Source organism: Pseudacidovorax sp. 1753, from assembly GCF_040544975.1.
Taxonomy (GTDB): domain Bacteria; phylum Pseudomonadota; class Gammaproteobacteria; order Burkholderiales; family Burkholderiaceae_C; genus Xenophilus.
In genome coordinates, this window is sequence record NZ_JBEPKY010000007.1 from 168,252 (window position 1) to 188,219 (window position 19,968).

At 67.8% G+C, this 19,968-nt stretch carries 20 protein-coding genes, 2 tRNA genes and 1 pseudogene; 15 read left to right on the forward strand and 8 right to left on the reverse strand.

Features of this window, described 5'->3' with window-relative positions; translation table 11 throughout:
• Positions 1–8: 8 nt before the first annotated feature.
• Together ABIC63_RS10660 and ABIC63_RS10665 are read right to left on the reverse strand one after the other, a co-directional pair.
• Complete coding sequence (locus tag ABIC63_RS10660; protein WP_354319727.1) at positions 9–296, reverse strand: hypothetical protein; 288 nt, start codon at positions 294–296, stop codon at positions 9–11.
• Complete coding sequence (locus ABIC63_RS10665; protein ID WP_354319728.1) at positions 293–961, reverse strand: SOS response-associated peptidase; 669 nt, start codon at positions 959–961, stop codon at positions 293–295. Before ABIC63_RS10665 ends, ABIC63_RS10660 begins: the two co-directional genes overlap by 4 nt.
• 190 nt (positions 962–1,151) lie before the next feature.
• Here ABIC63_RS10665 and ABIC63_RS10670 point away from each other — a divergent pair, with 190 nt between their 5' ends.
• From ABIC63_RS10670 to ABIC63_RS10685, 4 genes are all read left to right on the forward strand, one after another.
• Positions 1,152–1,475 (forward strand): hypothetical protein, encoded by a 324-nt coding sequence (locus tag ABIC63_RS10670; protein WP_354319729.1) that lies wholly within the window; start codon positions 1,152–1,154, stop codon positions 1,473–1,475.
• A 100-nt stretch (positions 1,476–1,575) separates the two neighbouring features.
• Complete coding sequence (locus tag ABIC63_RS10675; protein WP_354319730.1) at positions 1,576–1,941, forward strand: hypothetical protein; 366 nt, start codon at positions 1,576–1,578, stop codon at positions 1,939–1,941.
• Positions 1,941–2,396 (forward strand): lysozyme, encoded by a 456-nt coding sequence (locus ABIC63_RS10680; RefSeq protein WP_354319731.1) that lies wholly within the window; start codon positions 1,941–1,943, stop codon positions 2,394–2,396. The genes ABIC63_RS10675 and ABIC63_RS10680 overlap by 1 nt, the downstream gene beginning before the upstream one ends.
• Entirely contained in the window at positions 2,389–2,970 is a 582-nt protein-coding gene (locus ABIC63_RS10685) for a hypothetical protein (protein ID WP_354319732.1), read from the forward strand. The genes ABIC63_RS10680 and ABIC63_RS10685 overlap by 8 nt, the downstream gene beginning before the upstream one ends.
• 65 nt (positions 2,971–3,035) lie before the next feature.
• Here the strand turns inward: ABIC63_RS10685 and ABIC63_RS10690 are convergent.
• Together ABIC63_RS10690 and ABIC63_RS10695 are read right to left on the reverse strand one after the other, a co-directional pair.
• Positions 3,036–3,112, reverse strand: a tRNA-Pro gene (locus ABIC63_RS10690).
• A gap of 14 nt (positions 3,113–3,126) precedes the next feature.
• Positions 3,127–3,834, reverse strand: a complete 708-nt coding sequence (locus ABIC63_RS10695) for a glutathione S-transferase N-terminal domain-containing protein (protein WP_017760635.1) — start codon at positions 3,832–3,834, stop codon at positions 3,127–3,129.
• A 313-nt stretch (positions 3,835–4,147) separates the two neighbouring features.
• Here ABIC63_RS10695 and ABIC63_RS10700 point away from each other — a divergent pair, with 313 nt between their 5' ends.
• The 3 genes from ABIC63_RS10700 (at position 4,148) to ABIC63_RS10710 (ending at position 7,703) form a co-directional block, all read left to right on the forward strand.
• Positions 4,148–4,972, forward strand: a complete 825-nt coding sequence (locus ABIC63_RS10700; RefSeq protein WP_294371424.1) for a GNAT family N-acetyltransferase — start codon at positions 4,148–4,150, stop codon at positions 4,970–4,972.
• A gap of 97 nt (positions 4,973–5,069) precedes the next feature.
• Positions 5,070–7,208 carry a polyphosphate kinase 1 gene (gene ppk1, locus ABIC63_RS10705; RefSeq protein ID WP_354319791.1) on the forward strand — a complete coding sequence of 713 codons (2,139 nt, stop codon included), beginning with the start codon at positions 5,070–5,072 and terminating at the stop codon, positions 7,206–7,208.
• Positions 7,209–7,241: 33 nt separating this feature from the next.
• Positions 7,242–7,703, forward strand: a complete 462-nt coding sequence (locus ABIC63_RS10710) for a SixA phosphatase family protein (RefSeq protein ID WP_017760638.1) — start codon at positions 7,242–7,244, stop codon at positions 7,701–7,703.
• Between the two features lie 85 nt (positions 7,704–7,788).
• On the opposite strand, the gene ABIC63_RS10715 is transcribed toward ABIC63_RS10710, so the two are convergent.
• Positions 7,789–9,306: a Ppx/GppA phosphatase family protein gene (locus tag ABIC63_RS10715; protein ID WP_354319733.1), complete on the reverse strand. Its 1,518-nt coding sequence runs from the start codon at positions 9,304–9,306 to the stop codon at positions 7,789–7,791.
• A 218-nt stretch (positions 9,307–9,524) separates the two neighbouring features.
• On the opposite strand from ABIC63_RS10715, the gene pstS reads away from it, so the two are divergent.
• The 7 genes from pstS to phoR all read left to right on the forward strand — a co-directional run bounded on the left by pstS (position 9,525) and on the right by phoR (position 16,461).
• A complete protein-coding gene (gene pstS, locus ABIC63_RS10720; RefSeq protein WP_294371417.1) occupies positions 9,525–10,562 on the forward strand; it encodes a phosphate ABC transporter substrate-binding protein PstS in 1,038 nt (345 codons plus the stop codon).
• A gap of 219 nt (positions 10,563–10,781) precedes the next feature.
• Positions 10,782–11,705 carry a phosphate ABC transporter permease subunit PstC gene (gene pstC, locus ABIC63_RS10725; RefSeq protein WP_354319792.1) on the forward strand — a complete coding sequence of 308 codons (924 nt, stop codon included), beginning with the start codon at positions 10,782–10,784 and terminating at the stop codon, positions 11,703–11,705.
• Positions 11,702–12,595 carry a phosphate ABC transporter permease PstA gene (pstA, locus tag ABIC63_RS10730; protein WP_354319734.1) on the forward strand — a complete coding sequence of 298 codons (894 nt, stop codon included), beginning with the start codon at positions 11,702–11,704 and terminating at the stop codon, positions 12,593–12,595. Before pstC ends, pstA begins: the two co-directional genes overlap by 4 nt.
• Before the next feature lie 19 nt (positions 12,596–12,614).
• Positions 12,615–13,394 (forward strand): phosphate ABC transporter ATP-binding protein PstB, encoded by a 780-nt coding sequence (gene pstB / locus ABIC63_RS10735; protein ID WP_017762158.1) that lies wholly within the window; start codon positions 12,615–12,617, stop codon positions 13,392–13,394.
• 23 nt (positions 13,395–13,417) lie between these two features.
• A complete protein-coding gene (phoU, locus tag ABIC63_RS10740; protein WP_043113809.1) occupies positions 13,418–14,119 on the forward strand; it encodes a phosphate signaling complex protein PhoU in 702 nt (233 codons plus the stop codon).
• A 178-nt stretch (positions 14,120–14,297) separates the two neighbouring features.
• Complete coding sequence (gene phoB / locus ABIC63_RS10745) at positions 14,298–14,990, forward strand: phosphate regulon transcriptional regulator PhoB (RefSeq protein ID WP_017760498.1); 693 nt, start codon at positions 14,298–14,300, stop codon at positions 14,988–14,990.
• Between the two features lie 112 nt (positions 14,991–15,102).
• A complete protein-coding gene (gene phoR, locus ABIC63_RS10750; protein WP_294371411.1) occupies positions 15,103–16,461 on the forward strand; it encodes a phosphate regulon sensor histidine kinase PhoR in 1,359 nt (452 codons plus the stop codon).
• Between the two features lie 46 nt (positions 16,462–16,507).
• Here phoR and ABIC63_RS10755 read toward each other — a convergent pair whose 3' ends face one another.
• Both ABIC63_RS10755 and ABIC63_RS10760 read right to left on the reverse strand, forming a co-directional pair.
• Positions 16,508–17,560 carry an HD domain-containing phosphohydrolase gene (locus ABIC63_RS10755; protein WP_294371814.1) on the reverse strand — a complete coding sequence of 351 codons (1,053 nt, stop codon included), beginning with the start codon at positions 17,558–17,560 and terminating at the stop codon, positions 16,508–16,510.
• A 27-nt stretch (positions 17,561–17,587) separates the two neighbouring features.
• Positions 17,588–18,286: pseudogene (locus tag ABIC63_RS10760) on the reverse strand (SOS response-associated peptidase family protein); the annotation flags it as partial.
• Positions 18,287–18,406: 120 nt separating this feature from the next.
• Between ABIC63_RS10760 and ABIC63_RS10765 the strand changes: the two are divergent.
• Positions 18,407–18,482 (forward strand) — tRNA-Asn (locus ABIC63_RS10765).
• A 129-nt stretch (positions 18,483–18,611) separates the two neighbouring features.
• Here ABIC63_RS10765 and chrA read toward each other — a convergent pair.
• Positions 18,612–19,961, reverse strand: coding sequence for a chromate efflux transporter (chrA, locus tag ABIC63_RS10770; protein WP_354319735.1), 1,350 nt, complete (start codon positions 19,959–19,961; stop codon positions 18,612–18,614).
• Between the last annotated feature and the right edge of the window lie 7 nt (positions 19,962–19,968).

Here is a 19,968-nt window from a genome sequence, read left to right on the forward strand (position 1 = left end):
ACAGGCCGTCACACCTCTTTGAACTCCAGCGAAGCCGGATCACCGTCGGGCGTGCCGAGAATCGCATTCGCCGCCGCCTGTGCTTGGCCGAAGATCTGGGCGATGAGAAATTCTTCCTCGGTTGGTTTGTAGGCGTCGTCGCACCCGGCCTCGGTGTAGGCGATGTGGGCTGCCTCTGCCAGCCACGCTCGGTAAGGGTCAACATCGGCGCGCTCCAGCACCGCGCGAGCAGCGGCGAGCGCTGCTTGGATCCGTTCCGGGGTCGCAGGGGGATAGAAGATGTCCAGATCGATCATGACCGCGCTCCTTCGGGTGCTGCGTCGAATGTTTCCACGGGCGCCAGTTTTAGCAGGCTACGCGCCTCTGTGACGGTTCCCGCGAGCCATTGATCCCAGTCTGCCCGCTCGAGCGGGATCACGCTGCGTTTGTCCTGGGCGTCCGGGCCCAGCTTCGGATCTGGCTTGTGCATGCGACGCATCAGCGGGTGCGCGTCAGCGTTGATGGTCAGCATCGTGTAGCTCTCGTGGACCTCGCCTGTTGCCTTGTCGGTCCAGATATTCCAAAGACCGGCCAAGCCCCATGCATCGCCATCGGCGCGGCGGAACGTCCACCATTGGTTTTTGCCGGTCTCCCAATTCGGCTCATCGAAGCTGAGCGCTGGGATGATGCAGCGCTGGCCGCGCTTCCACGGATCCTTGAAGGTGGCCTTGGCCTCGAGTTCTTCGGACCGCGCATTGTTGGTGCTGTATTTGAGCTTCGCCTCCTTGGCGAACCACGGGATCAAGCCCCATGCGCCGACGGCCAACTCTCGCTCGTAGCCCACCTCCCCACGCGCACGGCGGATGAATGGTCCCTTGCTACGCGGGAAGATCTGTCTAGGCCAGGGGATCGGGTTGGCGCGGCCGATGTGGAACAGACGTTCCATCTCCAGCTCGTTTGGGGCGACGTAGCGGTTGCACATATCACCATTCTGAACCAACAAGATTCGGTTAGCTATCCTAATTCTGAAATCAGGAGTTTTATAAATATGACTATCTTTTTTAAATGCTGTGTCGACAAAGATCACAATTAGCGGTTAAGATAGATACAGGCGAATACATCGCCGAGCCACCAAATGGCCAAATTTGGATTAACTTTTATAAAGGATGTATATGTTATTAATTTCTTATTCTTTCGATCTAGACACCGTCGCCATGCGAGCAGCTGGCCTGTCCGATTCCGAAGTTGCTGGCGCCTATAAAGAAATGGGCCGAGCGATGAAGGAAATCGGACTTCCGATTCACGCGCAGGAGTCTGTGTATGTGGGGGAAGGGGAGCCGGATGAAATGGCCGAAAAAATCACCCAGGAACTCCCCACTCTCGCGCCGGTAGCGTCCCGCTTCATTAAGAGGTCCATGATTGCAACTATTTCCGACTATCAGCCGCGCGTGGGGCGTGCCAGCGGCCCACACTTCCATCGGGGACATATGCATTGATGCGCTGAAGTAAACGGCTACCCCCCTTGTCCCGCCTCGCCCCCGCGGGACAGAATGCCTGAGCACACCTACCGGGGCTTGCGGTCCATCAAGGGCCTCAATGTCCACCCCCACCACGGCGCCGGCCGGAACCGGCAACCTCCTCAACATCCTGGCGCAGGAGCCGTCCAGCGTCGTCCAAGCGCCTGTAACGAAGGCCGCAACAGCGATCGTCTCGGCCACCGGCGCGCAGGTCATCGATTCGGCCGAGCGGGGGGCCAGCGTCTTCACCGACCTGCTCACGCTCACCTGGCCCAACCTTGCCGCGGCCGCTGCCTGCCTCTACTCGCTGGCGCTGCTGTTCGAGTTCTGCTGGAAGCGCTTCTGGCGGCCGTTCTTCGAGCGCGTCGGCTGGATCAAGCCGAATCCCCGCCTCGTGCTCACGCTCGAGGAATGGGCCGCCATGCGGCCGGGAGGCGACGACTGATGGCCACCCGCGCCCAGCGTCTCGGCGCCGCCACGCTGGCGGCAGCTGCCCTGGCCGCCCCCTTCGAGGGGTTGCGACAGTACGCCTATCGGGATCCGGTGGGCATCCCCACCATCTGCTTCGGCAGCACACGCGGCGTGCAGATGGGCGATTTCAAGACCAAGGCCGAGTGCGATGCATTGCTTACGGCGGAGATGGCCGACGCCATCAGCACCGTGGAGCGCTGCGTGCCCGGCCTGCCGGTCAACATGCTGGCCGCCTGGGGCTCGGCGGTCTACAACCTGGGCCCGACGCTCGTGTGCGACCAGCGCCGGTCTACTGCGGCGCGGCTGCTGGCGGCGGGCCGCCTGCTGGAAGCCTGCGACCAGCTACCGCGCTGGAACCAGGCGAAGGGCTTCGTGCTGCCCGGCCTGACGAAGCGCCGCGCGGCGGAACAGGAGGTGTGCCGTGCCTGACCTGCGCAACCTCGCAATCTGGGCCCTGCTGGCCCTGGCTGTGGCTGGCTGGGGCGTGGGCTGCGCCGAGCGCACCCGCGCCGGCGTACTGACGACGCAGCTGAAGGCCGTCACCGGCCAGCGCGACGCCGCGCGGCAGGGCCTGGCAGAGCTCAACGGCGCCGTGACGCGCCAGAAGGCCGAGGCCGCCGCCACGCTGGCCAGCCTCAATGCCAGCGTGCTGGCCCAGCAGAAACGAATCGACGCCGCAGCTGCGGCGCAGGAGAAGACCGATGCGACCAATGGCTCGACTGTTGAACATCTACGCGAGCAGCTTCGCGCTGCTCGGCTGCGCGCCGGTACCGCCGAAGCCGGTGGATGTGGGGGCGGTGGTGGTGGCGCCCCAGGTAAAGCCGGCGCCGGTGCCGGCGATCGTGCGGGAGGTGGAGCCCAAGCCGCCGGGCTACTTCCAGACCCGGAGGCTGCAGCGGATGACGACGCCTACGAAGCCGACCGAGTGAACCTGGCCTATGCCTCGTGCCGCGCGCGGCTTCTTGTCGGGGCGCAGACGTTAGACAGTCCCTCGAATCGTTAGACACCTGCGCCAAAGAAAATGGCGCCACTCACTCGCGTAAGTTGGCGCCATCACTAGGAAAAAAATGGTCGGAACGGCGGGATTCGAACTCGCGACCCTCTGCTCCCAAAGCAGATGCGCTACCAGGCTGCGCTACGTTCCGACAAGCCCGCCATTCTAGCGCTTCTGATACTGGGTCTTGCCGAACAATATCTCGCGCGATTTGTCGTCGGTGATCGGCTTGCGCCGATCGGCCAGCACCTGCACGCCCCGCTGCACTGCCGGACGCGCCGCGATGCCGTCGAACCAGGCCTTGAGCGCGGGGTAATCGTCCATCTCCACGCCCTGGTTCTGCCAGCTGCGCAGCCACGGAAAGATGGCGATGTCGGCAATCGAATAGTCGGCGCCGCCGACGAAGGCGCTCTTCTCCAGGCGGCGGTCGATGACGCCATACAGCCGCTTGGCCTCGTTGGTGTAGCGCTCGATGGCGTAGGGCAGCTTCTCGGGCGCGTACATGCGGAAGTGATGGGCCTGGCCGAGCATGGGGCCCACGCCGCCCATCTGGAACATCAGCCACTGCAGCACCTCGAAGCGCGCGCGGTCGCCCTGGGGCAGCAACTGGCCAGTCTTGGCCGCCAGGTAGACCAGGATGGCGCCTGACTCGAAGAGCGAGATCGGCTGCCCGTCCGGCCCCACGGGGTCGGTGATCGCCGGGATCTTGTTGTTGGGGCTGATGGCCAGGAAGTCGGGCGCGAACTGGTCGCCCTGGCCGATGTCGACCGCGTGCGCCCGGTAGGGCAGGCCGGTCTCCTCCAGCATGATGTGGACCTTGTGGCCGTTGGGCGTGGGCCAGGAATAGACGTCGATGACAGGTTGTTCGGACATGGTCGGATGGCTCCTAGGGATGCGCTTCACGAATCGAGCGGCAAGTGGGCGCCGCGGATCGGGATGAGATGCTAGGCGCAAAGCGCAGCAATAGCCCAGCTATTGCGAGCATTTGCAACGACGCAGATCGCCCGATTCCGCAGATGCCCACGGCGCGCGCATTCGTGAAGCGCGTCCCTAGGCAGGCGGGCCGCAGGATAGCGCCGCGCGGCCACCCGCGCAGCGCCGTCACGCAATTGCCACGGCTTCGACATGCGGGCTTCATCGGTGCGGCACAGACTGCGCGGCAATCCGAAAAGACCAGAAGCCGCTCATGAAAGAACTGCCGACGCCCACCCTCGCCCTGTCACGCCTCGGCCTGCGCGAGACGCTGTGGCCGCAGCCGCCGCAACTTCCCCAGCCGGCCGCAGCCGGCGGCGTGACGGTGGCATGGGCCCGCCACCAGGACGAGGTGCGTGAGGCGCAGCGCCTGCGCTGGCGCGTGTTCGTGCAAGAGATGGGTGCGCGCCTGCCCACGTCGCTGCCGGGCCATGACGTGGACCTGTTCGACGACTTCTGCGAGCACCTGCTGGTGCGCGCCGAGCCGGGTGGCGAGGTGGTGGGCACCTACCGCGTGCTCACGCCGGCCCAGGCCCGCCGGGTGGGCGGTACCTACAGCGACACCGAGTTCGACCTGACCCGCCTGCGTGGCCTGCGCGAGCGCATGGTCGAACTGGGCCGCAGCTGCGTGCATCCGGACCATCGCCAGGGCGGCGTGATCCTGGCCCTGTGGGGTGCGCTGGCGGCCTTCATGCACCGCAACCGGCTCGACACCATGATCGGCTGCGCCAGCATCCCGATGCTGCAGAACGGTGTGCATGGTGGCGATGCCGCGGCCAGCATCTGGCGCCAGCTGTCGGCCACGCACATGGCGCCCATCCAGTACCACGTGCAGCCGCGCCTGCCGCTGCCGGTCGACCAGTTGGACGGCTCGCTCGATGTGGAGCCGCCCGCGCTCATCAAGGGCTATCTGCGCCTGGGCGCCAAGGTGCTGGGCGCGCCGGCCTGGGACCCGGACTTCAACACCGCCGACCTGCCGATGATGATGCGCCTGGCCGACCTGCCACCGCGCTATCGCCGCCACTTCCTCGGCGCCTGAGAGGGGGCGGCGCGGCACATGACAGTGTCATGACGGCGTCACATTCAAACATGACAATGGGATGACAGTCTTGCCTCTGTCCCTCGACCCCGACGTCATGCCCTTTTCCGAAGAGTCCCTGCCGACGCCGAATGTGCCGGCAGCCACCCCGTTGCTGGACCGGGACCACAGCATCCTGGCCTTCAACCGGCGCGTCCTGAACTGGTCGGAGCGGCCCGAAGTGCCGCTGCTGGAGCGCCTGCGCTACCTGTGCATCGTCTCGTCCAACCTCGACGAGTTCTTCGAGGTGCGCGCCGAGCCGCACGTGCGGGCCTGCCTCGAAGCGCAGGGCACCGGGCCGTACACGGCCGAATCCTTCGATGCCCTGTCGGCGGCCGCGCATGCGCTGGTGGCACGCCAGTACCAGCTCTACAACGACGAACTGCTGCCGGCCTTTGCCGAGCATGGCATCCATGTCATCTCGCACGGCAAGCGCAATGCGGCACAGCGCAAGTGGGTGCAGGAATACTTCGAGCGCGAGGTGCGGCCGCTGCTGATCCCCGTCGCGCTGGACCCGGCTCATCCCTTCCCGCAGGTGGCCAACAAGTCGCTGAACTTCATCGTCAAGCTCTCGGGCAAGGACGCCTTCGGCCGCGAGAACCCCATTGCCATCCTGAAGGTGCCGCGCGTGCTGCCGCGGCTGATCCGCATGCCGGCCAAGGTGTCGGAGGGCAGGACGCTGGTGGTGGCGCTGTCGAGCATCGTGCGGGCGCACCTGCACGCGATGTTCCCGGGGCGGGAGGTGGGGCAGTTTTCGCAGTTCCGCGTCACGCGCCATTCCGACCTCGCCGTGGATGAGGAAGATGTGAAGAACCTGCGCACCGCGTTGCGTCAGGGCCTGCAGCACCGCAACTTCGGCCAGGCCGTTCGGCTGGAGGTGTCGGCCGACTGCGACGAGTCGCTCTGGAGCTTCCTGCTGGCGCAGTTCAACCTGCCGCAGGGTGCGCTCTACCGCGTGCCGGGGCCGGTGAACCTGGCGCGCTTCTCGCAGATGGTCGACCTGATCGATGAGCCGCGCTTCAAGGACCTGCGCTTCACGCCGTACCAGGCCTCCTACCCGATCAACCTGTCGACCGGCCAGTCCTTCTTCGACCGGCTGCAGCGCAGCGATGTGCTGATCCACCAGCCCTTCGAGAGCTTCGACGGTGTCATCGAATTCCTGCGCGAGGCGGTGGCCGATCCGCAGGTGCTGGCCATCAAGCAGACCATCTACCGCACCGGCTCCGACTCGGTGCTGATGGACCTGCTGCGCGAGGCCGTGCGCCGCGGCAAGGAAGTGATGGCGGTGGTGGAGCTCAAGGCCCGCTTCGACGAAGAGGCCAACATCAACTGGGCCGAGGTGCTCGAATCCATCGGCGCGCAGGTGGTGTACGGCGTGGTGGGTCTCAAGACGCACGCCAAGATGCTGCTGGTCACCCGCCGCGAAGGCCGCCACATCCGCCGCTACGGCCATCTCTCGACCGGCAACTACAACCCCCGCACCGCGCGGCTTTACACCGACATCAGCCACCTGACGGCCGACCCGCAACTCACGGCGGACATGGATGCGCTCTTCGTGCACCTGGCCGGCCAGAGCCGGCTGCCCAAGCTGCAGCGGCTGTGGGTGGCGCCCTTCGACCTGCACAGGAACCTGGTGGCCCGCATCGACGCGCTGGCCGAGGCTGCGGGCGAGGGCAAGACCACGCGCATCGTCGCCAAGATGAATGCGCTCACCGACGAGGCACTGATCGCGGCACTGCTGCGTGCCGGCAGCCGCGGCGTGAAGATCGACCTCATCGTGCGGGGTGCCTGCATGCTGCCGGCGCAGGTGCCGGGCGTGAGCGACAACATCCGCGTGCGCTCGATCATCGGCCGCTTCCTGGAGCATTCGCGGGTCTTCTACTTCCGCGTGGACGAGGACGAGAGCCTGTACCTTTCCAGCGCCGACTGGATGAACCGCAACATGATGCGGCGCGTCGAGGTGGCATGGCCGGTCACGCATCCGGTGTTGCGCCAGCGCCTGATCGACGAATGCCTGGTGGCCTACCTGCACGATGGCCGCGATGCCTGGGAGCTGGAAGCCGACGGCTGCTACGAGCGGGTGGACCGCAACCTGCATGCGGGCGAGCCCGGTGCCTCGCGCGCCATCGAAGCGCACGGCGCGCAGGCGGCCCTGATGGGGCGCTATGCCTTCCGCGGCCGTGGCCCGGGTGTCTGAGACGCGCACTGTTCGCAAGGGAAGGACAAGACCATGGACCTGATCCTTTGGCGCCATGCCGAAGCCGAGGACTGGCACGAGGGCTGCGACGACCTGGCCCGTTCGCTCACGCCGCGGGGCGAGAAGCAGGCCAAGCGAATGGCCGCCTGGCTGGATCGACAACTGCCCGAGGGCACGCGCATCCTGTGCAGCCCGGCGCGCCGCTGCGAGCAGACGGTGCTGGCGCTGGGCCGCAAGTACAAGTTGCGCGAGGAAATCGCCCCGCACGCGACCGGCGATGAACTGCTGGCTGCGGCCGGCTGGCCGCATGGCAAGTCGGTGATCGTGCTGGTGGGCCACCAGCCGGCCCTGGGCCAGGCCGTCGCGCGCCTGCTGGGCCTTCAGCAGGACAGTTGCGCCGTGCGCAAGGGCTCGGTGTGGTGGCTGCGCACGCGCGAGCGCGATGGCGAGGAGCAGACGGTGATGGTCACGGTGCAGGCGCCCGAGCTGCTCTGAGCGTCACCTCGCCCCCTGGCTTGGGCAGGCTCCGCCCGAACGGTGTCTGGTGGATTGAGCCGCCCTGAGACGCCGCGGCGCCTTTTCAGTCCAGGTGCAGCCCCAGCATCCAGCTCGTCTTCTGCCAGGCCAGCACCTCTTCGCGCAGCAGGTGCGCCGACTGGGGATAGCGCTCCGCCCAGTCCTTGCGCGCCCGCACCGCAAAACCGCGTGCGCCCGACAGTTCCACGGCCAGCGCATCGGCTTCCGGGTCGCGCCGTGCGTGGCACAGGATGACCGCCAGCCGCAGGGCCAGCAACTGCGCGGCGAAAGTCTCATCGGCCATCGAGGCTTCGACCTTGCGCAGCTTGCCCCGGTGGCCGAGCACCAGTTGGCTCAGCGCATGGGTCTCGTTGACGGCGAAGCCGGGCACGTCCACGTTGTCGAGGATGTACGCGCCGTGCTTGTGGTAGTCGCTGTGCGAGATGTGCATGCCGATCTCGTGCAGCTGCGCCGCCCAGCGCAGCTTGCGCAGGGCCCGACCGGCCCGGCTGGCGCTGGCGCCGCCGCGGGCTTCGGGCACCAGTTGCACGAAGAGCGCAGCGGCCACGTCGCCCACGCGCCGCGCCTGCGCCTCGTCGGCGTCGAAGCGGTGCGCCAGCCGCGCCACCGTGCTGTCGCGCAGGTCGGCCACGCCGTCGTCGCGCTCCAGCAGTTCGTACAGCACGCCGTGGCGCAGGGCACCCTGTGCGACGCGCATCTCGTCGATGGACAGCAGGTCGAACAACGCCCGCAGCACGGCCAGGCCGCCGCCGATGACGGGCTTGCGGTCTTCGCGCAGGCCGTCCAGGCGCAGGCGGTCGGCGCTGCCGGCCTTGAGCAGGCGGTCCAGCAGCCAGTCCAGGTCGGCGCGCGTGACCACGCCGACGCGGCCGCCGGCCGCCGCCACCAGATCGCCGACGGCGCCGATGGTGCCGGAGGCCCCATAGGCGGTGTCCCACTGGTCGCGGGTGTAGTTGTTCAGGGCATCGTCCATCACGGCCTTGGCCGCGATCTCGGCGACGCGGAAGGCGCTGGCGGAGAACTGGCCGTCCGGAAAGTGCTTCATCGACCAGGCGACGCTGCCCACCCGGTACGACTCCGTGGTCTGCGCCTGCAGGCCCGAGCCGATGATCATCTCGGTGGAGCGGCCGCCGATGTCGACCACCAGCCGGCGCTCGCTGTCGGCGACCTCGTTGCGCGGCAGCAGGTGGGCCACGCCCTGGTAGATCAGGCGGGCTTCCTCGCGGCCGGGAATGACGTCGATGCCGAAGCCGAGCACGGTGCGGGCCCGCAGCAGGAATTCCTCGCGGTTGCGCGCCTCGCGCAGCGTCTGCGTGGCCACCGCGCGGACCTGGGCGCGCTCGAAGCCGGCCAGCCGCTCGCCGAAGCGGGCCAGGGCCTCCCAGCCGCGCTGCATGGCCTCGTGGGTCAGGTTGCGTGCGCTGTCCAGGCCGTTGCCCAGGCGCACGGTCTCCTTGAAGTATTCGGCGCGCTGGATCTGCCCGTGGTCCACGCGGCCGATCTCCAAGCGAAAACTGTTGGAGCCGAGATCAATGGCGGCCAGGCGCGTTCCGTTCTGCATACATCAAGGAGGGAAAAGTCGGCCCCGATGGTAGCGGCGGCAGGCTGGCGATCCTCCGTCCGGGACATGACGAATTGATGACAGTGTCATGGTGGGCGAGCGCGCCCCGGGGCGGTTTTCCCTCGGAGATGGGGTGTCACATGGTTGTCACATGGCCTTTCTACAGTCCGCCGCAGACCCCCGGACCCGGGGGTGGTGACCCTTCGGAAAGGAAGACCATGAAGTCCGTGTTTCAAATTGCCGCCGCCGGCCTGACCCTCGCCGCTTTCGCGCATGTGCCCGCCTTCGCCCAGGAAGCCACCGGCGCCGGCGCCAGCTTCCCCGCCCCGCTGTACGCCAAGTGGGCCTCCGATTTCAACAAGGCCACCGGCGTCAAGATCAACTACCAGTCGGTCGGCTCCGGTGCCGGCATCAAGCAGATCGAGGCCAAGACCGTCGACTTCGGTGCCTCCGATGCCCCGTTGAAAGACGCCGAGCTGGAGTCCAAGGGCCTGCTGCAGTTCCCCACCGTCATCGGCGGCGTGATCCCCGTCGTGAACATCCAGGGCATCAAGGCCGGCGAACTCAAGCTGAGCGGCCAGGTGTTGGGCGACATCTACCTGGGCAAGATCGCCAAGTGGAACGACCCCGCCATCAAGGCCCTGAACCCCTCGCTGAACCTGCCCGACGCCGCCATCGCCCCGGTGCGCCGCGCCGATGGTTCCGGCACCAGCTTCCTGTTCACCAACTACCTATCGAAGGTGAACGCCGAGTGGAAGGACAAGGTCGGTGAAGGCACCGCCGTGAACTGGCCCACCGGCGCCGGCGGCAAGGGCAACGAAGGCGTCGCCGCGTTCGTGGGCCGCCTGCCCAACTCGATCGGCTATGTCGAGTACGCCTACGTCAAGCAGAACAAGATGACCTACGCCCTGCTGCAGAACTCGGCCGGCAAGTTCGTCTCGCCCGAGGACACCGCCTTCAAGGCCGCCGCCGCCGGCGCCGACTGGAACAAGAGCTTCTACCAGGTGCTGACCAACCAGCCTGGCGACGGCGCCTGGCCCATCACCGGTGCCACCTTCATCCTGATGCACAAGGTGCAGGACAAGCCGGCCCAGGGCACCACCGTGCTCAAGTTCTTCGACTGGGCCTACAAGAACGGCGACAAGACCGCCGACGACCTGGACTACGTGCCGATGCCCGATGCCGTGAAGACCACGATCCGCAAGTCGTGGGACGGCATCAAGGACGGCTCGGGCAAGGTCGTCGCCTCGCACTGACCCCGGCCCCCCTCGGGATTCCATAACTAAGACAAACCAGGAACAGGGAGCCGCATGACCCGCATCGCTGCCGAGTCGACGGTGCGGGTCGATGCGCGCCCGCAGGAGGTTCATACCGTGTCATCCACACTCACCGCCGACGGCCAGGGGCTCGAGCGGCCCGCCGAGCGGGCCCGCCCCGCGGTGCCTCCGCCGGTCAAGCGTCCCCGCTCCGGCCCCATGGCCGACCTGCTGTTCGGCTGGGCCGCCAAGGGCGCTGCGCTGCTGACGCTGGCCCTGCTGATCGGCATCCTCGTCTCGCTCGTCATCGGCGCCTGGCCCGCCATCGCCAAGTACGGCCTGGGTTTCCTGACCAGCAGCGTCTGGGACCCGGTGCAGGAAGAGTTCGGCGGTCTGGTGATGATCTACGGCACGCTGGCGACCTCCATCATTGCCCTGCTGATCGCGGTGCCGGTGAGCTTCGGCATCGCGCTCTTCCTCACCGAACTCTCGCCCAGCTGGCTCAAGCGCCCGCTGGGCACGGCCATCGAGCTGCTGGCCGCCGTGCCCTCCATCGTGTACGGCATGTGGGGCCTGCTGGTCTTCGGCCCCATCCTCGCGACCTATGTGCAGCAGCCCCTGCAGAAGCTGCTGACCGGCGTGCCCGTGCTGGGTGCGCTGGTAGCCGGCCCACCCGTGGGCATCGGCATCCTGTCGGCCGGCATCATCCTGGCCATCATGATCATTCCCTTCATCGCCTCGGTGATGCGCGACGTCTTCGAGGTCACGCCCCCGATGCTGAAGGAGTCGGCCTACGGCCTGGGCGCCACCACCTGGGAGGTGGTGAGCAAGGTCGTGCTGCCCTACACCAAGGCCGGCGTGGTCGGCGGCATCATGCTCGGTCTGGGCCGCGCCCTGGGCGAGACCATGGCCGTGACCTTCGTCATCGGCAACATGAACCAGCTCGACTCTCTGTCCCTGTTCCAGGCGGCCAACAGCATCACCTCGGCGCTGGCCAACGAATTCGCTGAAGCCGGCGCCGGCCTGCACCAGGCCGCGCTGATGTACCTCGGCCTGGTCCTGTTCTTCATCACCTTCGTCGTGCTGTCGCTCTCGAAGCTGCTGCTGGCCCGCATGAAGAAGGCCGAAGGAGCCCGCTCGTGAGCACCCCTAGCACTTCTGCCCAACTGCTGGCCGCCCAGGCGCTGGCCCGCACCCGCGAGGCCAAGTACGCCCGCCGCTCGCGCGTCAACCAGGTGGCCCTCGCCCTGTCGCTGGCTGCCATGGCCTTCGGCGTGTTCTGGCTGATCTGGATCCTCTGGCAGACGCTGTACCTCGGCATCGGTGGCCTGTCCCTGGCCACCTTCACCGAGATGACGCCCCCGCCCAACGAGGCCGGCGGCATCCTGAACGCCATCTTCGGCTCGCTGGTGATGGTGGGCGTCGCCACCTTCGTCGGCACGCCCATCGGCATCATGGCCGGCATCTACCTGGCCGAGTACAACCCGCACGGCTGGCTGTCGTCGGTGATCCGCTTCGTCAACGACATCCTGCTGTCGGCGCCGTCCATCGTGATCGGCCTGTTCGTCTACTCGCTGGTGGTGGCGCAGTTCCGGTCCTTCTCTGGCCTGGCCGGCTCCATCGCGCTGGCGCTCATCACCATTCCCGTGGTGATCCGCACCACCGAGAACATGCTGCAGCTGGTGCCGCCGGGTCTGCGCGAAGCCGCCTACGCCCTGGGCACGCCCAAGTGGAAGGTGATCCTGTCGATCACGCTGCGCGCGGCCCGCGCCGGCGTCGTGACGGGCATCCTGCTGGCCGTGGCCCGCATCGCGGGCGAGACCGCGCCGCTGCTCTTCACCGCCCTGAACAACCAGTTCTGGACGGCCGACGTCACGCAGCCGATGGCCAGCCTGCCGGTCACCATCTTCAAGTTCGCGATGAGCCCGTACGAGAACTGGCAGCAGTTGGCCTGGGCTGGCGTGTTCCTGATCACCGTCGCCGTTCTCGCCCTCAACATCCTGGCCCGCGTCCTTACGCGCGGCAAGAACTGATACCAAGAAGAGTCAAGCCATGGTTGCTACCGTCTCCACCCCCCCGCGTTCCAAGATCGCCGTCAAGGACCTGAACTTCTACTACGGCAAGTTCCACGCGCTCAAGGGCATCAACCTCGACATCCCCGAGAACAAGGTCACCGCCTTCATCGGTCCTTCGGGCTGTGGCAAGTCCACGCTGCTGCGCACCTTCAACCGCATGTTCGAGCTGTATCCCGAGCAGCGCGCCGAAGGCGCCATCGAGCTGGACGGCGAGAACCTGCTGACCTCCAAGCAGGACGTCGCCCTGGTGCGCGCCAAGGTCGGCATGGTCTTCCAGAAGCCCACGCCCTTCCCGATGTCGATCTACGACAACATCGCCTTCGGCGTGAAGCTGTTCGAGAACCTGTCGGCCTCGGACATGGACGACCGCGTCGAATGGGCGCTCAAGAAGGCCGCCCTGTGGACCGAGGTGCGCGACAAGCTGCACCAGAGCGGCTCTGGCCTGTCCGGTGGCCAGCAGCAGCGCCTGTGCATCGCCCGCGGCATCGCCATCAAGCCCGAAGTGCTGCTGCTGGACGAGCCCTGCTCGGCGCTGGACCCGATCTCCACCGCCAAGATCGAAGAGCTGATCGCCGAGCTCAAGGACGAATACACCGTGGTCATCGTGACCCACAACATGCAGCAGGCAGCCCGCTGCAGCGACTACACGGCCTACATGTACCTGGGGGACCTCATCGAGTTCGGCGCCACCGAGCAGATGTTCTTCAAGCCCAAGCGCAAGGAGACCGAGGACTACATCACGGGCCGTTTCGGCTGATGCCGGCACTGGAGACCACAGCGATGGCTGACAAACATCTTTCCACCCAGTTCGACAGCGAACTCAACGGCGTGTCCTCGCGCGTCATGGAACTCGGCGGCATGGTCGAGTCCCAGATCCGCCAGGCCGTCTATGCGCTGCTGCAGTTCGACACCGACGCCGCCGAGCGCGTGATCGAGACCGAGCCGCGCGTCAACGCGATGGAGATCGAGATCGACCGCGAGCTCTCGTCCATCATCGCGCGCCGCCAGCCGACGGCGCGCGACCTGCGCCTCCTGATCGCCATCTCCAAGACCACCGCCAACCTGGAGCGCGTGGGCGACGAGTCGACCAAGATCGCCCGCATGGTCAAGTCGATCATCGAGAGCGGCTCGGCCCGGGCGCTGCCGTGCTCCGAGCTGCGCATCGCGGCCGATCTGGCGTCGGGCCTGCTGCGCAAGGCGCTGGATGCCTTTGCCCGCCTCGACACCGCCGGCGCGCTGTCGATCCTCAAGGAGGACGACCTGATCGACCAGGAGTTCGACGGCTTCGTGCGCAAGCTGGTCACCTACATGATGGAAGACCCGCGCACCATCTCGCCCAGCCTGGACCTGCTGTTCCTGGCCAAGGCCATCGAGCGCATCGGCGACCATGCGAAGAACATCGCCGAGTTCATCATCTACATCGTCAAGGGCGAGGACGTGCGGCACACTTCGATGCAAGAGATCGAGAGCGCGTTGAAGTGAAGCCCCCCAGGCTGCGCGCTTCGCGCTCCGCCAACCCCCCGGAGGGGGGCGCACCCAGCGGCCTGGCAAAGCCAGTTCCGCGGGTGCTTGGGCGTGGCCTGCTCCGCGGCCGTTCGAGCGGTGGGCGGGCTGAGCGGCTGTTGGCGATGGCTGCGCTGCCCGGACCTGGAAGAACACCATGAAGAAACCTCGTGTACTGATCGTGGAGGACGAGTCCTCCATCGCCGAGCTGCTGGCGGTGAACCTGCGGCACAACGGCTTCGAGCCCATCTGGGCCGAGGACGGCGTGAGCGCACAGCGCGAGATCGATGCGGTGCTGCCGGACATGATCCTGCTGGACTGGATGCTGCCGGGCCAGAGCGGCCTGCAGCTGGCGCGCCAGTGGCGCCGCGACGCCCGAACGAAGCAGGTGCCGATCCTGATGCTCACCGCCCGCGGCGACGAGCCGGACAAGGTGGCCGGACTGGACGCCGGCGCCGACGACTACATCACCAAGCCTTTCTCCACGCAGGAGATGCTGGCCCGCATCCGTGCCGTCCTGCGCCGCCGCGCGCCCGAGGCCGCGGTCGAACGGCTGGAGGCCGGCGAGCTGGTGCTCGACACCGCGACCCACCGCGTGACCTGGCAGGGAGCCGCCCTCAAGATGGGCCCGACCGAGTTCAAGCTGCTGGCCTACCTGATGCAGAACGCCGAGCGCGTGCACAGCCGCTCGCAACTGCTCGACAAGGTGTGGGGCGACCATGTCTTCATCGAGGAGCGCACGGTCGACGTCCACGTCAAGCGCCTGCGCGAGTCGCTGGGCGCCGCCGCCAGCATGGTCGAGACCGTGCGGGGCGCGGGCTACCGCTTCACCGTCCAGGCGACCGTCTGACCTGCCTGGCGCCGGGCCGCCGGATGCGCCGGCCGCTGCCCGTCTTCCTTCCTTCCGTGCGCGACTTTGCCCGCGGGCCCGCCGAGGCGGTGCCTGCCGATAATCCATGGCCATGCCCGGTCGTCTAGCCGCCTTTCTCTGCCTGTCCGCTGCAGGCGCCGCTGCCGCCGGCTTCCTGATGGGATGGCGCCTGGCCTGGGCCGGGGCCTGGGCGGGGGCGCTGGGCTGGCTGGTGCTGGACATGCTTCGGGCCCACAGCCTGATCCAGGCGATGCGCAACGACGCCCTGGGACTGCCGCCCGGCCGCTTCGGCCTGTGGGGCGAGCTGTCGGACCGCATCCGCCGCGCCTTGCGCCTGCGCGAGCAGCAGACCCAGCAGGCGGAGCAGCGTCTGCAGGAGTTCCTGGCCGCCATCCAGGCCTCGCCCAACGGCGTGGTGCTGGTGGACGAGGAAGGCCGCATCGAATGGTGCAACCAGACCGCCGGCGTCCACCTGGGGCTGGACGTCGAACGCGACCTGCAGCAGCTCATCGCCAATCTCGTGCGCGATCCTGCCTTCATCGGCTACCTCGCCTCGTGGAACTACAGCCGCGAGGTGGTCATCGATGCGCCGGTGGCCTCGCGCTCCGCGTCCGGACAGCCGATGCGGCTGTCGGTGCAGGCGCATCCCTACGCGGGCAACCGCCGGATGCTGCTCACGCGCGACATCACGGCGCTCGAGAAGGCCGAGGAGATGCGGCGTGACTTCGTCGCCAACGTGTCGCATGAGATCCGCACGCCCCTGACCGTGCTCACCGGCTTCGTCGAAACGCTGCAGACGCTGCCGCTGGACGCCGACGAGCGGGCCCGCTACCTGGCCCTGATGGGCCAGCAGGCCCAGCGCATGGGCACGCTGGTGGCCGACCTGCTGACGCTGTCGCGCCTCGAAGGCAGTGCGGCGCCGCCGGTCAACCAGTGGACGCGCATGAGGGCGCTGATGGCGCACTGCGAGGACGAGGCGCGTGGGCTCTCGGGCCGCATCGCGTCGCAGCCGCACAAGCTTTTCTTTGCCGTCGAGGCCGATTCGGAAGTCTCGGGCGTGCCGACCGAACTGCAGAGCGCCATGTCCAACCTCGTGACCAACGCCGTGCGCTATACGCCCGGTGGCGGCGAGGTGGTCGTCACCTGGCGCCTGCTGTCCGACGGCCGCGGCGAGTTCACGGTGCGCGACACCGGGCCGGGCGTGGCCGCCGAGCACATCCCGCGGCTGACCGAGCGCTTCTACCGCATCGACCGCAGTCGCTCGCGCGAGACAGGTGGGACTGGACTGGGCCTGGCCATCGTCAAGCACATCGTGCAGCGCCACGGCGGGCAACTGCGCATCGAGAGCGAGGTGGGCAAGGGGTCGCGCTTCTCGATCACCTTCCCGGCGACGCGCGTGCGCGAGGTGCGGGCGCGGCTGGCGGCCTCGGCCTCCGCGCCCGCCGCCTGAGGCGCCACGCGCCAGCGCGTGTGGCCAGGCGGGCGCCCGGCGCCCCTCAGTCGATGGGCCAGCGCTGGCGCACTTCGGCCAGGCGCGGCGCAATGGACAGGAAGAGCGCGACCAGCGTGGGATCGAAGTGCCGTCCCGATTCGCTGCGGATGTAGTCGAGGGCCCGTTCGGCAGTCCAGGCCTCCTTGTAGGGACGGCGCGAGGTGAGGGCGTCGAACACGTCCGCGATGGCCACGATGCGTGCCTCCAGCGGGATCGCCTCGCCGCGCAGGCCCTGCGGATAGCCGGTGCCGTCCCATTTCTCGTGATGCGACAGGGCGATGGCGCGGGCCATGGTCAGGATCTCCGAGCTGTCGTTGCCGATGATCTCGGCGCCGATCAGCGGATGGCGGCGCATCACGTCCCATTCGTGGCTGTCGAGCGGTCCGGCCTTGCGCAGCAGGGCGTCGGGGATGCCGATCTTGCCCACGTCGTGCATGGGCGCGGCATGCAGCAGGTCGTCGGCCCATTCCTGCGTGCTACCCGCGGCCAGCGCCAGCTCGCGGGCGTAGTGGCTCATGCGGATGACGTGCATGCCCGTCTCGTTGTCCCGGTACTCGGCGGCGCGGCTGAGCCGCTGGACGATCTGCAACTGGGTGCGGCGCAGTTCCTCCGCGCGCACCAGTGACAGGTGGGTGCGCACGCGCGCCCGTACCACCGGCGGGTAGAGCGGCTTGGTGATGTAGTCGACGGCGCCGGCTTCCAGGCCGAGGGCCTCGCCCTGGCTGTCGGCGCGCGCGGTGCAGAAGATCACCGGGATGCTCGCCGTGGCCGGGTCCTCCTGCAGCACGCGGCAGACGGCATAGCCATCGAGCTCCGGCATCATGATGTCGAGCAGGATCAGGTCGGGCCGGTGTTCGCGGGCGAGTTGCAGGGCCCGCCGCCCGTCGGTAGCGAACACCAGCCGGTAGTCGGCCTGAAGCGCCAGACGCAGCACCTGGAGGTTGGAGGGTTCGTCGTCCACCAGCAGCAGGCAGGGCCGGCGATGGCGCGGGGCGGCTGTTTCGGCCGCGGCGGCGGGCAGGGCGGTGGGCGCAGCCGCGGGGGCGGGGGCCGGCATCTCCGGCGCCTGCGGTGCGACAGCCTCACCCACCAGCTGTTCGGCGGGCAGCGGACGCAGGAACTCGTGGCGCTCGCGGCCCCGGGCTTCGAGCCAGGCCCGCACCAGGCCCCGCGGCAGCAGCGCCGGCATCCGCCGTTCATGGCCGCTCGCGCCGTAGCGGGCCATCAGCGGATGGTCGTCCGCGTTGATGGTGAGCAGGGCGAAGCTCAGTTGCCGCACGCCGTTGTCGTCCAGCCAACTGCTCCACAGGCCGGCGATGCACAGGGCATGGCCGTCGCGCCGGCTGATGCGTGCGAGTTGCGGTACACGGGGGTCGACGCGGAAGTCCTGCACATAGATGGCTGCCACCGGCACCACGCAGAGCTGGTCCTTGGTCCAGGCCGTGGCGTAGGGCGACTTGCGCACTTCGTCGTCACGCACGAGGGCGGTGCGCAGTCGCAGCGCGGCCTCCATGCCGCCACGCCGGCTTTCCGCCGTCACCAGTCCCCAGCGCCCCATGCCCACCACGGGCGCGCCGGTCTGCTTGTGGATGAAGGCGCCCTGGCCGCCGGGCAGGACATCGTCCGCATGTGCCGCCGGGAGTTCCAGCGGCACGCTCTGTCGAAGATCGCGCGCAAGGACATCCCAGTGGCGATCTTGAGCAGGAGCGTATCGGGAGATCATCGATATCCAGCATAAGCGTTTGCGGGTCAGCGATGCGTCAGCCGAATCGCACTCGGCCATTTGGCATGCCGGCCGCCGTGTCGGCGGCACGAACGTGCAGGGCAATCCAGGCTATTTCCGACTATTTATGTTGGTTACTCTGTGCGACCGAAACACCGTCGCTATACTCTAGGGCTTCCTTCCCCGATAGCTCAGTCGGTAGAGCGCCGGACTGTTAATCCGTAGGTCCCTGGTTCGAGCCCAGGTCGGGGAGCCAAACGAAGCACTTGGTGGTCGTCACCAAGCTGCTCAGAAAGCCCGCCCAGTGCGGGCTTTTTGCTTTGGAGCGGCGGGCGAGGATTGTACGGTCGCCCTCGTCGATCAGATCGCCCGCGCTGCCGTCTGCTCAGGCCAGCATCTGCAGCGCCAGTCCTGCCGCCGCGCTTGCCGCCAGCACCGGCATCACGCCCCACTTCAACTGGATCAGCGCAAAGGCGGCGAGCACCATCAGCACCGCAGCCCCGGTATCGAAGCCCTGTCCCTCGGGCCACAGCACATGGCCGGCAAAGAACAGGGCCAACTGCGCGATCACGCCCACGACCGCAGCCGTGATCGCCGCCATGGGCGCGGCCAGCCCCAGGCGGTCGCGGGTCGATTCCACCAGCGGGCCACCTGCCAGGATGAACAGGAACGACGGCAGGAAGGTGAAGAAGCTCACGGCCACCGCTGCCACTGCGCCGCCCAGGAAAGGCAGGTCCGGGCCCAGTGCCAGCTGGTTCCAGCCCCCCACGAAGCCCACGAACGCCACCACCATGATCAACGGGCCGGGCGTGGTCTCTCCCAGCGCCAACCCGTCGATCATCTGCGGGCCCGAGAGCCAGTGGTAGTGCTCGACGGCCGCCTGGTACACATAGGGCAGGACGGCGTAAGCGCCGCCGAAGGTCATGAAGGCCGCCTTGGTGAAGAACCAGCCCATGCGCGCCAGGGTGCCCTGCACTCCGCCAATGGCGATGGCGGCGGCCATGCCCGCACTCCAGAGGGCGACGCACACCGCCACGACGCGGACCATCCGGCCGCGCGAGAAGCGTGCGTGCGCCGGGGGCGGGCTGTGGTCGTCGATCCAGGCGGCGGGACCCGGCACATCGCCGGACGCCGCAGCCGCATGGGCCCCCCGGCCTCGAAAAGTCCCGGGCCAGCGCCGGCCGCCCCAATGCCCGGCCAGTGCCGCGAGCGTCAGTACGAGTACGAAGGGCAGGTGCAGCACGGCCATCGCGATGAAGGCCGCCGCGGCGATGCCCATCAGCGGGCGGCTGTGCAGCGCACGGCCCGCCAGGCGCCAGCCCGCCTGCAGCACGATGGCGGTGACCGCCGGCTTGATGCCGTGGAACATCGCGGTGACGAGCGGCTGCTGCCCGAAGGCCATGTACACCCATGACAGTCCGATCAGCAGCACCAGCGAAGGCAGCACGAACAGCAGGCCTGCCGCGATCCCGCCCCAGGTGCGATGCATCAGCCAGCCCAGGTAGGTGGCCAGCTGCTGTGCCTCGGGGCCGGGGAGCAGCATGCAGTAGTTGAGGGCATGCAGAAAGCGGCGCTCGCTGATCCAGTGCCGGCGCTCCACGAGTTCGGCATGCATGATGGCGATCTGACCGGCCGGCCCCCCGAAGCTGATGAAGCCCAGCTTGAGCCAGAAGAGCAGGGCGCGGCCGAAGCTGATCGGCGAAGGCTTGGAGGGTGTGTTGGGGGAGGGGAGCATGGGCCGC